Origin of the sequence: Pseudomonas syringae group sp. 26L6 (assembly GCF_032587815.1) — a bacterium.
Classification (GTDB): domain Bacteria; phylum Pseudomonadota; class Gammaproteobacteria; order Pseudomonadales; family Pseudomonadaceae; genus Aquipseudomonas; species Aquipseudomonas amygdali.
The window spans coordinates 1-12,939 of record NZ_JAWHPJ010000050.1; the positions used below are offsets into that span (position 1 = coordinate 1).

Genomic DNA, 12,939 nt, shown 5'->3' on the forward strand with positions numbered 1-12,939 from the left:
CCGCGTGGGAATGCGGGTCTCGACGCTCTGCGTCGCAAGAGGACGCGGAGCGTCCGGAACGGCATGCGACGCAGAGCGTCGCACGATAATTGTTCATCCAGCCTCAACGCCCGGTCTTTTTCCGACCCATGACGTGCGAGAACACCGCATGCAAATCGTCCGAGGCACTGTCCTGGTCGAGGTTGAGCTTGCCGTCAATGTGGTCCATGTGATGCATCATCAACTCGACGGCGAGCGGCGCATCGCGCGCTTCGATAGCGTCGATCAGCTGAGTGTGTTCGTCATAGGAACAATGTGTGCGGTTGCCGGTTTCGTACTGGGCAATGATCAATGAAGTCTGCGATACCAGGCTGCGCTGGAAGCTGATCAGCGGCGCGTTTCTGGCGGCTACGGCCAGTTGCAGATGGAATTCGCCAGAGAGACGGATGCCTGCACCTCGATCACCGCGGGCAAAGCTGTCGCGCTCGTCGCTGACCATCTGACGCAGTTCGGCCAGTTGCTCGGCAGTGGCGTGCGCGACTGCCAGTTCAGTGATTGCCTTCTCGACCATGCGCCGGGCAAAAAATACCTGGCGCGCCTCTTCGACGCTGGGGCTGGCGACCACCGCGCCACGATTAGGGCGTAACAGCACCACACCTTCATGCCCCAACCGCGATAGAGCGCGACGAATGATGGTGCGGCTGACACCAAAGATCTCGCCCAGCGCCTCTTCACTCAATTTGGTGCCCGGCGCCAGCCGCTGCTCCAGAATGGCATCGAAAATATGCTCGTAAACGACATCGTCCTGAGTAACGCTGCGGCTGGCGCTGGTCGTGCCGCGCGGCTGTTTCTTGAGAGGCAGGGACTGGTCGTTCATGGGCACTCGTGCGCAGATGGATTACGGCGTTGGGACTGGCGCATTGTACACAGGGCAAAACCGGAAACGCGCGCAAAAAAAGGCCCGCAGTGTGGGGCGGGCAAGAGGCACTTAGCTGCCCCGATACGTCGAGTAGCTGTACGGCGAGATTAACAGCGGTACATGAAAGTGTTCCTGACCTGCATCAATGCCAAAGCGCAGCACCACTTCATCGAGAAAGGCCGGTTCATTCAATACCACGCCTCGCGCACGGTAATAATCGCCAGCCTGAAAGTGCAGTTGATAAACCCCGGACTGATAAGTGTCTCCCTGCAACAGGGGCGCATCGCAACGTCCGTCGCTGTTGGTGACAGCGCTGACAACGTGCAGAAGCTGCTGGCCTTCGACCCGATACAATTCAACGCGGATGGCACTGCCTGGGCAACCGTGGGCAGCGTCCAGCACGTGTGTGGTCAATTTCCCCAAAACTTCACTCCTCACATCCGGCGATGGTGAAACAGTGCACCAATGAAGTGCTCTGCATGGTGCGATTGCGACCGATTAAGACACTTTCGCAAAAACCTGTACACAATAAAATCTTCAGTGGATTGCAGCTGACGCCTGTGCTGCTCGCCAATCGTCGAATTACCTGAAAAGAAAGGAAGCAAAGGAAAAATATCAGATTTTTTTCGATTAGCTGACCACTCAGGCAGGTTTCTTGCTTGCTTTATTTGAACCGGCACAAATCGGTAACGAAACCTACAGGGTTACAAGCCGAAAATAAAATTGTATACAATCTGCGCATTGCAGTGCCTTGTCTGCCATTCGCACCGCACCTGGCTTAACGCACATAACGCACAAAAGGAAGCTTGCAGTGAGCGCTGACTACCCACGCGACCTGATCGGTTACGGCAACAACCCGCCTCATCCACGCTGGCCGGGCAACGCGCGCATTGCCTTGTCATTCGTGCTGAATTACGAGGAAGGTGGCGAGCGCAATATTCTGCACGGTGACAAGGAATCAGAAGCCTTTCTGTCCGAGATGGTTGCTGCGCAGCCATTGCAGGGCCAGCGCAATATGAGCATGGAATCGCTGTATGAATATGGCAGCCGCGCAGGTGTCTGGCGCATTCTCAGGCTGTTCAAGCAGTTCGATATTCCCCTGACCATCTTCGCCGTAGCCATGGCCGCGCAGCGTCATCCCGAGGTGATCCGCGCCATGGTCGCCGACGGTCACGAAATCTGCAGCCACGGTTATCGCTGGATCGACTATCAGAACATGGAAGAAGCCGACGAGCGTGAACACATGCGCCAGGCTATTCAGATCCTCACCGAGATCAGTGGCGAACGGCCGCTGGGCTGGTACACCGGGCGCACCGGGCCCAATACGCGGCGACTGGTGATGGAGGAAGGCGGTTTTCTCTATGATTGCGACACCTACGACGACGACCTGCCGTACTGGGAGCCGAACAACCCCACCGGCAAGCCGCATCTGGTCATCCCCTACACGCTGGACACCAACGACATGCGCTTCACCCAGGTGCAGGGCTTCAACAATGGCGAGCAATTCTTTCAATACCTCAAGGACGCGTTCGACGTGCTGTATGCCGAAGGCGAAGACGCGCCGAAGATGCTTTCCATCGGTCTGCATTGCCGCCTGATCGGTCGCCCTGCCCGGCTGGCCGCGCTCAAGCGTTTCATTGAGTACGTCAAAGGCCATGAGCAGGTGTGGTTCACCCGACGTGTCGATATCGCCAGGCACTGGCACACTGAACATCCGTTTACCGGCAAGGCCGAGCAATGAGCACGTTTAAAACACTGACACCTTCAAGCCTGGGCCGGGACGCATTCATCGCAGCCTTTGCCGATATCTACGAACACTCACCGTGGATCGCGCAGCAGGCTTTCGACGAGGGTGCAGGCCCCGAACTGGATAAGGTCGAGGCCCTGCACGCCCGCATGAGCAAACTATTGCTCGGTGCCCCTCACGCGCAACAGCTGGCGCTGATCAATGCCCACCCGGACCTGGCCGGCAAGGCGGCTATCCAGGGTGAGCTGACTCAGGCCAGTACCGATGAACAGGCAGGCGCCGGTATCCACCACTGCACGCCTGAAGAGTTTCAGCGTTTTACCGAGTTGAACGAGGCTTACAAGGCACGTTTCGGCTTTCCGTTCATCATGGCGGTCAAGGGCAGCGACAGACATAAAATCCTGGCGGCGTTCGAGCAACGCATCCATCACTCGCCCGAGGCCGAGTTCGCTTGCGCCTTGGCCGAGATCAACAAGATCGCACTGTTTCGTCTACAGGCGCTTTGAGCGTCGCCGTTATCAACCTGTTCAGAAGGCAGACAAGAAGCATGAAAGTTTACGCCGCACCGTTCGAGAAGTTCGTGAACCTGGCCGACGCGCGCCTGGGCACCAAAATCCTTTCGGTCACCGATGACTGGTTCGCAGATGCCAACCGGTTGTTCCAGCCGACCCCGGCGGTCTGGAAAGAAGGCGTGTTCGACGACAACGGCAAGTGGATGGACGGCTGGGAGTCGCGCCGCAAGCGTTTCGAAGGATACGACAGCGCAGTGATCCGCCTCGGTGTAGCTGGCACCATCAAGGGTGTAGACATTGATACCTCGTTTTTCACCGGCAACTTTCCGCCTTCCGCTTCGCTGGAAGCGTGCTTTCTGGCCTCTGGCGAACCCGATGAAAACACCGCCTGGACCGAAGTGCTGCCGTCTGTGGAGCTGCAAGGCAACAGCCATCATTACCACGAGATCACCAACGATCAGGCGTTCAGCCACCTGCGCTTCAATATCTACCCGGACGGCGGCGTAGCGCGCCTGCGGGTCTACGGCGTGCCGCATCGCGACTGGTCGAAAGTCAGCGAGGACGAGCAGATCGATCTGGTGGCGGCACTCAACGGTGGCCGGTCGATTGCATGCTCGGACGAGCACTACGGCAGCATGAGCAACATCCTCAACCCCGGCCGTGGCGTGAACATGGGCGACGGTTGGGAAACCGCCCGCCGTCGCACACCGGGCAACGACTGGGTCATTGTGGCGCTGGGGCACAAGGGCGAAGTCGAGAAAGTCATTGTCGACACTCTGCACTTCAAGGGCAATTACCCGGACAGCTGCTCGATCCAGGGTGCTTTCGTCAAGGGCGGTACCGACAGCCAGATCGAAACCCAGAGCCTGTTCTGGCGCGAACTGCTACCAAGCCAGAAGCTGACCATGCACGCCGAACACGAGTTCGCCGAGCAGATCAGCGCCATCGGCCCGATCACCCATATCCGCCTGAACGTATTTCCGGACGGGGGCGTGAGCCGCCTGCGAGTGCTGGGCAAGGTGTCCAGGTAACAACGTGTGAACTCTCGTTCCCACGCTCCGCATCATACACAGGCCTGATTTGGATTCTGGCCGAAGGCTGTAGGAGCGAACTTGTTCGCGAAGGCTTTGTTCCAAACGGTACATCTTCAGGGGGTGTACCGGCCCTTTCGCGAACAAGTTCGCTCCCACGCCCTTCGGGCAGAAGCAGGCGAGAACCGTATTCCAGGCGCGCCAAGTGCGATAAACCCTGAAGCCATTGAAGAAGAATCCGCATGCGCAAATTGATAATCGAGCCACTGACCAAGGAAGCTTTTGCGCCATTCGGTGATGTGATCGAAACCGATGGCAGCGATCATTTCATGATCAATAACGGCTCGACCATGCGCTTTCATCGTCTGGCTGAAGTGCAGACCGCGCAACCGGATGACAAGGCGATCATCAGCATATTCCGCGCCGAAGCGCTGCCGATGCCGTTGACCATTGGCATGCTGGAGCGTCACCCGCAGGGCAGCCAGGCCTTCATCCCGCTGCTCGGCAACCCCTTTCTGATCGTGGTCGCGCCGGTTGGCGATGCGCCTGAATCAGAGCTGACCCGCGCCTTCGTGTCGAACGGCAGGCAGGGTGTCAATTACCATCGCGGCGTCTGGCACCATCCGGTGCTGACGATCGAAAAGCGGGATGACTTCCTGGTGGTTGATCGCAGTGGCGAAGGCAACAACTGCGACGAGCATTACTTTGCCGAGAGCCAGTTGCTGGTTCTCGATCCCAACCCACTGGAAGGGTAAAAACCGTGCTGGCACATATGATGGAATGGCTGAATCTGGGCGTACGCTGGATTCACATGATTGTGGGCGTGGCCTGGATCGGCGCATCGTTCTACTTTGTCTGGCTGGAGAACAACCTCAACCGCAGCAACCCGCGTGAAGGGTTGTCCGGTGATTTATGGGCGATCCACGGCGGTGGCATTTATCACCTGGAGAAGTACAAGCTCGCGCCGCCGACCATGCCGGAGAATCTGCACTGGTTCAAATGGGAAGCGTATTCAACCTGGCTGTCGGGCGTGGCCCTGTTGTGCGTGGTGTTCTACGCCAATCCGACGTTGTACCTGTTGGCGCCGGGCAGCAGCCTCAGTGGTGCCGAAGGCGTGCACATTGGTCTGGGTTCCTTGTTTGTCGGCTGGTTCATCTACAGTTTTTTGTGCGACTCGCCACTGGGCAAGCGCCCTGCACTGCTGGGCCTGATTCTGTTCCTGCTGCTGGTGGCCGCGGCGTACGGGTTCAGCAAAGTGTTCAGCGGTCGCGGTGCCTATCTGCATGTGGGCGCGATCATGGGCACCATCATGGTCGGCAACGTGTTCCGCATCATCATGCCAGCCCAGCGCGCCTTGGTGGCGGCAATTGCCGAGAACCGCACGCCTGACCCAAGCCTGCCCGCCAAGGGCCTGCTGCGCTCGCGTCACAATAACTACTTCACCCTGCCCGTGCTGTTCATCATGATCAGCAACCACTTTCCGAGCACATACGGCAGTGAGTACAACTGGCTGATTCTGGCGGGCATCGCACTGCTGGCGGTCCTGGTGCGCCACTATTTCAATACAAGACATGACAGCCATCGATTCGCCTGGACCCTGCCGGTCGCTGCGCTGGGCATGCTCTGCCTGGCGTACGTCACCGGCCCTGCGCAACCTCCCGCGAAAATCGTCTACCAACCGCTGCCCGGCACCGCAGTTGGCGGTCATCGGGCCGACGAGAAACCTCCGGAGCCGGTCACCGCGCCGGTCGAGGCCAAGCCTGCCAGTACCGGCGCGGACTTCGCCAAAGTGCATGAAGTGATTCAGCATCGTTGCACGGTGTGCCATTCGGCCACGCCTACCAGTCAGTTGTTCAGCGTTGCGCCTGCGGGAGTGATGTTCGATACGCCAGAACAGATTCAGCAGCAGGCCCCGCGCATCAAGGCGCAGGCCGTCACCTCGCCGATCATGCCATTGGGCAACATCACCCAGATGACTCAGCAGGAACGCGAACTGGTCGGTGCCTGGGTCGATCAAGGCGCACGCACTAATTGAGCCCCTCGCTAACCAAGCGCCCCTGAAAAGGGGCGCACTCGCCCCACTTTCGCTCCAGACGCCCTGCGCTGGAGCACTTGAGCCAGACAACGCAAGTCAGTATTCTCCGCCGCCGCTGCAAAACCGGACAACCGCTCCTTGTACGCTGACTTTGACCGAACAGCCAACTAGCTGACTGTACGGTCAGGACTCTGTCGACCCGGAAAAATGACTTGAAACCGACACGTTGATGCCGGTTTGGGGATTACTTCAACTTTTTTCGCTGTTTGGCGCAGCTCTTGCTAACAACACAAAGCTGACCAGACAGACAAATTACTGCAACCACAGACAAGGCGTCATTTAGAGAACGCCAGTCTGAAAAAATCACGATCTACTTCAAGGGACTCACCGCATGAACCGTACGTTTTCCAGCGTGTTACTGGCCAGCAGTCTGCTGGCCGCTGCGCCAGCCATGGCCGGGGATATCTTCCAGTGGCAGAGCAATAGCCTGACCTATCTCAATGGACGAGACTTTGCCGTCAACCCGGCAAACCAGCAGACGTTCACCTTTGAACATGCTGACAGCTGGAAGTACGGCGACAACTTCTTCTTCGTCGACAAGATCTTCTACAACGGCAAGGGAGACGCAACGGCTGGCGATAACACCTATTACGGTGAGTTCTCGCCACGCTTGTCGCTGGGCAAGATATTTGGCCAGAAGTTCGAGTTCGGCCCGATCAGCGATGTGCTGATTGCGGCAACTTACGAATTTGGCGAAGGCGATAACGAGTCTTACCTGATCGGCCCGGCGTTCGATTTGAAGATCCCGGGTTTCGACTACTTCCAGCTGAACTTCTACCAGCGCCAGACCGAAGGCAACCGTCCGGGCGATGGCGTATGGCAGATTACCCCGGTGTGGTCCTACACCATCCCCATGGGCAAATCGGATGTGCTGATCGACGGTTTCATGGACTGGGTAGTGGACAACGACAAGACGTCGCGTGGTACTTACCACTCCAACCTGCACTTCAACCCGCAGATCAAATATGACCTGGGCAAGGCACTGAATTACCCTGAGCGTCAGCTGTACGTCGGTATCGAATACGATTACTGGACCAACAAATACGGCATCAAGGACAGCCGCTCGTTCGACACCGACCAGAACACCGCGAGTTTGCTGGTGAAGGTGTTCTTCTAAGCACGATCCGGTTGTGACGCTCGTTCCCGCGCTCAGCGCGGGAACGCATTTCTGAAGCCCCTGCGCCCAACCTTGAGAGGGTGTTGCTGCGCAGATCTGTGACGCGGAGCGTCACGGGATGCATGCCAACGCGGAGCATTGGCACGATATTCAACTCCTGCGCGGCGCCCGCCTCCACTCACTCCCTAGCCGCTTTCCAGACCTTGCCAATCAGCGTTACGACCAACACCAGCACCGCGCCAGCGATAACCCCGGCGACCGCATCGATCAGCGTCGGGACGACCATCGACAGCCCGCCCACCGCACCGGCTGCAGCTTCGGTCACGCCTTCGACCCAATGGTGAGCAAATGGCAGACCGTGAACCAGAATCCCGCCGCCGACCATGAACATGGCCGCAGTACCGACAATCGACAGTACCTTCATCAATACCGGCGCAAGCCATAGCAAAGCACTACCGATTTTCTGCGCCGCAGAGCTTGCAGTCTTTTTCAGGTACAGGCCCAGGTCGTCAAGTTTGACGATACCTGCCACCAGTCCATAGACACCCACGGTAATCAGCACAGCGACAATAACCAGTACACCGACCTGATCCATGAACGGTCGGGCCGACACTACGCCCAGCGCCAGCACGATGATTTCTGCCGAAAGAATGAAGTCGGTGCGAATCGCGCCTTTGATACGGTCCTTTTCGAACGCCACCATGTCCACTGAAGCATCCGTGGCCGCCTGCTTGCGCTGATCATGCTCTTCGCCGGTTTCGGGATGCAGCCATTTATGGGCGATTTTCTCGAAACCTTCAAAGCATAGGAACGCGCCGCCGATCATCAACAAGGGAAGAATCGCCCAGGGCGCGAAGGCGCTGATCAACAGTGCCGCCGGAACCAGGATTGCCTTGTTGAGCAACGAGCCCTTGGCCACGGCCCAGACAACGGGCAGTTCGCGATCGGCTGAAACTCCGGTGACCTGCTGGGCATTGAGCGCCAGATCATCCCCCAGCACACCCGCGGTTTTCTTGGTGGCCAGTGCCACGTCATCCAGCAGGGTGGCAATATCGTCGAGCAGGGTAAGCAAGCTTCCAGCAGCCAAAATAAAAATCCTTGAGCAAGTAAAAAAAGGAAATAGCACTGATTGAATCATGCGCCAGGGTCAATCGTGTGGCAGTCAACAACTCTGACCTTCATCAGACGTGAACGTTTGACGCTGCGTAGTACAAGCAGGCCACGTCGAGCAACCGGTTAAATGGGTAATTGCGTGGTCGACACCACCTGACGCAGTCCCATGAACGAGCGGATCTGTCTGACACCGGGCAAGTACAGCAGCTGTTCGGCATGCAGGCGGTTGAAACTCTGACTGTCTTTGGTGCGCAGCAGCATGAAGTAATCGAACTCGCCGGTGACCACATGAAACTCCATGCAGCCGGACACCTTCTGCGCGGCTTGTTCAAATTGGGCAAATGAGTCCGGTGTCGAGCGGTCCAGCACCACACCGATCAGCACCACCATGCCCGCGTCCAGAACGTCGCCATTGAGCAACGCTACCACGCCCTTGATAACGCCCGCCTCCTTCAAACGCTCGACGCGCCGCAAACAAGCAGGCGGACTCAGCTTGACCTTCTCGGCGAGTGCCACGTTGGAAATCGAGGCGTCACGTTGCAGGGTCTTGAGAATGGCGCGGTCAATCCTGTCCAGCAGCGGTGCTACATCGCCAGCGGACTTTTTAGTGCGTTCATTTATTGCTTTCATGATGAATTTCACAAAATAAAAGTTTGTATTAGTGGCATGACACTAACGCTGATTTTGCAAATAGACAATTCTTTGCAACCACGATTATTCAGCTATTTCCTATGATAGGAACCACTTCAGGCACACCGTTCAAACGTCGAACTCATTCCTTGCAGGCCTGAATCAACTTATCAACGGAGCCCCGATATGAACCTGAGCAAGTTCAAGCGCTACCCTCTGACCTTCGGCCCCTCGCCCATCACCCCTCTGAAACGCTTGAGCGAGCATCTGGGTGGCAAGGTCGAGTTGTATGCCAAGCGCGAGGATTGCAACAGCGGTCTGGCCTTTGGCGGTAACAAGACCCGCAAACTGGAATACCTGGTGCCGGAAGCCATCGACGGCGGCTACGACACACTGGTGTCGATCGGCGGCATCCAGTCCAACCAGACCCGTCAGGTGGCGGCTGTAGCGGCGCATCTGGGCATGAAGTGCGTGCTGGTTCAGGAGAATTGGGTCAACTATTCCGACGCGTTGTACGACCGGGTCGGCAATATCGAGATGTCGCGCATCATGGGCGCCGATGTGCGCCTGGACTCGGCAGGCTTCGATATCGGCATTCGGCCGAGCTGGGAAAAGGCCATGGCCGACGTCGAGGAAAGCGGTGGCAAGCCGTTCCCGATTCCTGCGGGCTGCTCGGAACACCCTTATGGCGGCCTGGGATTCGTGCGTTTTGCCGATGAGGTGCGTCAGCAGGAAGAAGAACTCGGCTTCAAATTCGACTACATCGTGGTCTGCTCGGTGACCGGCAGCACTCACGCAGGCATGCTCGTCGGCTTCGCGGCCGATGGCCGGGCACAGCGTGTGATCGGTATCGATGCGTCGGCCAAACCGGAAAAGACCCGCGCACAAGTCCTGCGCATCGCTCAGAACACCGCAAAGCTGGTGGAACTGGGCCGCGAAATCACCGCCGAAGACGTGGTGCTCGACACCCGCTACGCCTACCCCGAATACGGCCTGCCGAACGATGGCACCCTTGAAGCCATTCGCCTTTGCGCGCGCCTTGAAGGCGTATTGACCGACCCGGTCTACGAAGGCAAATCCATGCACGGCATGATCGACATGGTGCGCAATGGTGAATTCCCCGAGGGCTCAAAAGTGCTCTACGCACATTTGGGCGGCGTACCGGCGTTGAATGCCTACAGTTTTCTGTTCAAGGACGGTTAAGCCATCCCGAAAGTTGCCTGAATGGCCCGCGAATTCGCGGGCCATTTTGCACCTGCTCAAAAAGCCGACAGACCTGAAACGGAAACTGCATCCACAGGTGTATTCACATGTATTACACTGCACCCTTATGTAATACAAATAACTACGTGTGAGGTGTATATGTCCACAATGTCTCTACGTCTGCCGGACGAAATGGCGGATACCCTTGCACACCTTGCAAAGGCGACCGGGCGCAGCAAGTCATTTTTGGCCCTCGACGCGCTCCGCGAATACCTGACTCGCGAGGCATGGCAGATTGCCGAAATTCAGCGCGCGATTGAAGAAGCCGACGCTGGCGAGTTCGCCAATACAGAGGACGTAAAAGCTGTCATGGACAAATGGTCTGGCAATGCAGGTTGAGTGGCTTAAAACGGCGCTAAAGAATCTGGATGAGGAGGCAGCGTATATCGCACAGGACAATCCAGCTGCTGCCGCAGCTTTCGTGAAAGCAATTCAATCAAGCGTGACGCAGCTCGCGAGCTTTCCCGCCATGGGCCGGGAAGGACGGATTGCCGGAACCAGAGAATGGCCTCTGCCAGACCTGCCTTACCTGATTCCATATCGCATCCGTAGCGGCCGGCTACAGGTTCTAAGGATTTTCCACACCAGAAGACAATCGCCCCCCGTGTGGTGAACCGCAGACACGTTTACTGTGCACACAGCTTCACTATCAAAGCCAAAAATACTTCTGCAGCGCCTGCGCCAGCAGGCTCACCGCCTCGTCGTTCTGTGACGACGGCGAGCGCAGGAAGACGATTTCGTGCTCGGGAATTTCAGGCAGGTCATCGAGAATCTGCATGGCTTCCGTGACTCCGCTCCGATCAATAAGGCTGATCGCCAGGCCCGCTTCCACACAGGCTTTGATCGCCTGATTGGACGGGCTTTCGAGAACTACACGGATTTTGCGGCCGTTGTCTTTGAGTGACGCCATCATGGCTTCACGATAAGGACATTGCGCTGCGTGAATGGCCAGCGGCAACGGGTCCGCAGGTCCCAGTGCGACGCTGGCCGGCCCGACCCAGACCGGCTTGGTAGATACCAGAAACTGCGTATCAGCACTTGGCTGCCCTTTGGGTTGCGCGATCACTGCTGTCTGCAACTTGCCGCGCGCAACCTGCTCGCGCAGGGTGTAGCTGGGTGCGGTTTTCAATTCCAGCACCACATTGGGCCAGGCCGCAGCGAACACCGGCAGGATGTCGCGGATGACATGAACGGCGTACTCATCCGGAACACCCAGTGTGATGCGCCCAGCCAGATGAGTCCCTTGCAGGTCAGCCAGCACGCGGTCATGGGTGGACAGCAATTCCGTCGTCGAGACCAGCAAACGCTTGCCCAGCGCAGTGAGAGACACCGCCTGGTTGTCCCGATTGAGCAAACGCCCGCCCGCTACCGCCTCAAGCCGCTGGATATGCACACTGACTGCCGCGGGGCTTTTGTGAAGTTGCTCGGCAGCCGCAGAAAACTTCCCTATTCGCGCCACGGCATGAAAAGTACGTATCAGTTCGATATCGAGAATTGCGCTCATGATTCATAAAACCTGAACAACTACTGCACTTAATTTTGATTTATTAGATTACGCTGACTTCGTAACCTGTGTCCATGAATCAGCACCTATCGATTTCTCCGAGCGTAACGCGGCCTGCCTGGCATCAGGCCATTCCCCTTATCTTGCTGGAAGCAGCCCTTGTCCTGACCTGGAGCTCGGGTTTCATCGGCGCACGGTTTTCGCTTAATTACGCACCACCATTGCTGGTGGTGTTCTGGCGTTGTGTGGTGGTCACGTTGATCCTGCTGCCTTTCGTCGCGAGGCAACTGAGATCGATACCGCCTGCCACGCTGTTGAAAAATGCGGGCATCGGTCTGCTGGCCATGGCGGGCTATGTCGCAGGCGTTACGCAGGGCATCGCGCTGGGCGTACCTGCGGGACTCGCGGCGCTGTTTGCCGACTTGTTGCCGATGGGCATGGCACTGCTGGCTGCCGCAGTGCTCGGGCAGCGGCTTGTCTGGCAAATCTGGGCAGGGCTGGTGGTCGGTCTGGTCGGCGTGGTGCTGGTCACGTACAGCGCGCTGGCGGTGGGAGATGCGCCATTGTGGGCCTACGGCCTGCCACTGCTGGGTATGTTATCGCTGGCCATTGCGACGCTGTGGCAGAAGCGTTCGACCCACATGCAGCCCATGGACCTGCTTCCCAACCTGTGGCTGCAATGTTTTATATCGAGCTTCGCGTTCGCCATCATCCAGGGAACACAGGGCAGCCTGGCCCCCATTCCCAGTACCGGGTTTGCGTTGAGCGTGATCTGGACAGTGGGGCTGGCGACGCTTGGCGGCTACGGACTTTACTGGGTGTGTCTGCGCCGCGCATCAGCCACCCGCGTTGCCAGCGTACTGTACCTCAGCCCACCGGTGACAATGCTCTGGGCCTGGGTGATGTTCAACGAGCCGCTGTCCTGGCAGATGGCGTCAGGCATGGCGGTGTCGGGTGTCGGTGTGTGGATGGTCGTACGGGCGGAAGCGCGGCAGGTCGCCTCGTGACCGAGTCACAAGGCGCCTGATG

15 protein-coding genes are annotated in these 12,939 nt (G+C 57.9%); 10 read left to right on the forward strand and 5 right to left on the reverse strand.

Annotated elements, in window-relative coordinates; translation table 11 throughout:
• Positions 1 to 103 precede the first annotated feature (103 nt).
• A complete protein-coding gene (locus RYA97_RS19805) occupies positions 104 to 856 on the reverse strand; it encodes a GntR family transcriptional regulator (RefSeq protein WP_002552803.1) in 753 nt (250 codons plus the stop codon).
• A gap of 111 nt (positions 857 to 967) precedes the next feature.
• Entirely contained in the window at positions 968 to 1,321 is a 354-nt protein-coding gene (gene uraH / locus RYA97_RS19810) for a hydroxyisourate hydrolase (RefSeq protein WP_117139965.1), read from the reverse strand.
• Between the two features lie 388 nt (positions 1,322 to 1,709).
• Here uraH and puuE point away from each other — a divergent pair, with 388 nt between their 5' ends.
• From puuE to RYA97_RS19840, 6 genes are all read left to right on the forward strand, one after another.
• On the forward strand, positions 1,710 to 2,639 hold the full coding sequence (gene puuE, locus RYA97_RS19815; RefSeq protein WP_004658400.1) for an allantoinase PuuE: 930 nt from the start codon (positions 1,710 to 1,712) through the stop codon (positions 2,637 to 2,639).
• Positions 2,636 to 3,151 carry a 2-oxo-4-hydroxy-4-carboxy-5-ureidoimidazoline decarboxylase gene (gene uraD, locus RYA97_RS19820; protein ID WP_016982377.1) on the forward strand — a complete coding sequence of 172 codons (516 nt, stop codon included), beginning with the start codon at positions 2,636 to 2,638 and terminating at the stop codon, positions 3,149 to 3,151. The genes puuE and uraD overlap by 4 nt, the downstream gene beginning before the upstream one ends.
• A 41-nt stretch (positions 3,152 to 3,192) precedes the next feature.
• Positions 3,193 to 4,188, forward strand: a complete 996-nt coding sequence (alc, locus tag RYA97_RS19825; protein WP_016982378.1) for an allantoicase — start codon at positions 3,193 to 3,195, stop codon at positions 4,186 to 4,188.
• Between the two features lie 242 nt (positions 4,189 to 4,430).
• Positions 4,431 to 4,943, forward strand: a complete 513-nt coding sequence (locus tag RYA97_RS19830) for an ureidoglycolate lyase (protein ID WP_004643995.1) — start codon at positions 4,431 to 4,433, stop codon at positions 4,941 to 4,943.
• 5 nt (positions 4,944 to 4,948) lie between these two features.
• Positions 4,949 to 6,223, forward strand: a complete 1,275-nt coding sequence (locus RYA97_RS19835) for a urate hydroxylase PuuD (RefSeq protein ID WP_016982379.1) — start codon at positions 4,949 to 4,951, stop codon at positions 6,221 to 6,223.
• A 391-nt stretch (positions 6,224 to 6,614) separates the two neighbouring features.
• A complete protein-coding gene (locus RYA97_RS19840; protein WP_002552796.1) occupies positions 6,615 to 7,400 on the forward strand; it encodes an outer membrane protein OmpK in 786 nt (261 codons plus the stop codon).
• 178 nt (positions 7,401 to 7,578) lie between these two features.
• Here the strand turns inward: RYA97_RS19840 and RYA97_RS19845 are convergent, their stop codons facing one another.
• Positions 7,579 to 8,487, reverse strand: coding sequence for a DUF808 domain-containing protein (locus RYA97_RS19845; RefSeq protein ID WP_044294515.1), 909 nt, complete (start codon positions 8,485 to 8,487; stop codon positions 7,579 to 7,581).
• Between the two features lie 149 nt (positions 8,488 to 8,636).
• Positions 8,637 to 9,143: an Lrp/AsnC family transcriptional regulator gene (locus RYA97_RS19850; RefSeq protein WP_004658394.1), complete on the reverse strand. Its 507-nt coding sequence runs from the start codon at positions 9,141 to 9,143 to the stop codon at positions 8,637 to 8,639.
• A 186-nt stretch (positions 9,144 to 9,329) separates the two neighbouring features.
• On the opposite strand from RYA97_RS19850, the gene RYA97_RS19855 reads away from it, so the two are divergent.
• The 3 genes from RYA97_RS19855 to RYA97_RS19865 all read left to right on the forward strand — a co-directional run bounded on the left by RYA97_RS19855 (position 9,330) and on the right by RYA97_RS19865 (position 11,019).
• Entirely contained in the window at positions 9,330 to 10,346 is a 1,017-nt protein-coding gene (locus tag RYA97_RS19855; RefSeq protein WP_002552793.1) for a 1-aminocyclopropane-1-carboxylate deaminase, read from the forward strand.
• Between the two features lie 159 nt (positions 10,347 to 10,505).
• Positions 10,506 to 10,745 carry a CopG family ribbon-helix-helix protein gene (locus tag RYA97_RS19860; protein WP_029241049.1) on the forward strand — a complete coding sequence of 80 codons (240 nt, stop codon included), beginning with the start codon at positions 10,506 to 10,508 and terminating at the stop codon, positions 10,743 to 10,745.
• Positions 10,735 to 11,019, forward strand: coding sequence for a type II toxin-antitoxin system RelE/ParE family toxin (locus RYA97_RS19865; protein ID WP_004658391.1), 285 nt, complete (start codon positions 10,735 to 10,737; stop codon positions 11,017 to 11,019). The genes RYA97_RS19860 and RYA97_RS19865 overlap by 11 nt, the downstream gene beginning before the upstream one ends.
• A gap of 36 nt (positions 11,020 to 11,055) precedes the next feature.
• On the opposite strand, the gene RYA97_RS19870 is transcribed toward RYA97_RS19865, so the two are convergent.
• Entirely contained in the window at positions 11,056 to 11,910 is an 855-nt protein-coding gene (locus RYA97_RS19870; RefSeq protein WP_016982382.1) for a LysR family transcriptional regulator, read from the reverse strand.
• 74 nt (positions 11,911 to 11,984) lie between these two features.
• Between RYA97_RS19870 and RYA97_RS19875 the strand changes: the two genes are divergently transcribed.
• A complete protein-coding gene (locus RYA97_RS19875) occupies positions 11,985 to 12,917 on the forward strand; it encodes a DMT family transporter (protein WP_016982383.1) in 933 nt (310 codons plus the stop codon).
• Positions 12,918 to 12,939: the final 22 nt, after the last annotated feature.

Bases quoted from the DNA above. Each gene is read 5' to 3' on its own strand.
- RYA97_RS19805 (WP_002552803.1), bottom strand. From the start codon at position 856: ATGAACGACCAGTCCCTGCCTCTCAAGAAACAGCCGCGCGGCACGACC.
- uraD (WP_016982377.1), top strand. From the start codon at position 2,636: ATGAGCACGTTTAAAACACTGACACCTTCAAGCCTGGGCCGGGACGCA.
- alc (WP_016982378.1), top strand. From the start codon at position 3,193: ATGAAAGTTTACGCCGCACCGTTCGAGAAGTTCGTGAACCTGGCCGAC.
- RYA97_RS19830 (WP_004643995.1), top strand. From the start codon at position 4,431: ATGCGCAAATTGATAATCGAGCCACTGACCAAGGAAGCTTTTGCGCCA.
- RYA97_RS19840 (WP_002552796.1), top strand. From the start codon at position 6,615: ATGAACCGTACGTTTTCCAGCGTGTTACTGGCCAGCAGTCTGCTGGCC.
- RYA97_RS19850 (WP_004658394.1), bottom strand. From the start codon at position 9,143: ATGAAAGCAATAAATGAACGCACTAAAAAGTCCGCTGGCGATGTAGCA.
- RYA97_RS19855 (WP_002552793.1), top strand. From the start codon at position 9,330: ATGAACCTGAGCAAGTTCAAGCGCTACCCTCTGACCTTCGGCCCCTCG.
- RYA97_RS19860 (WP_029241049.1), top strand. From the start codon at position 10,506: ATGTCCACAATGTCTCTACGTCTGCCGGACGAAATGGCGGATACCCTT.
- RYA97_RS19865 (WP_004658391.1), top strand. From the start codon at position 10,735: ATGCAGGTTGAGTGGCTTAAAACGGCGCTAAAGAATCTGGATGAGGAG.
- RYA97_RS19870 (WP_016982382.1), bottom strand. From the start codon at position 11,910: ATGAGCGCAATTCTCGATATCGAACTGATACGTACTTTTCATGCCGTG.
- RYA97_RS19875 (WP_016982383.1), top strand. From the start codon at position 11,985: ATGAATCAGCACCTATCGATTTCTCCGAGCGTAACGCGGCCTGCCTGG.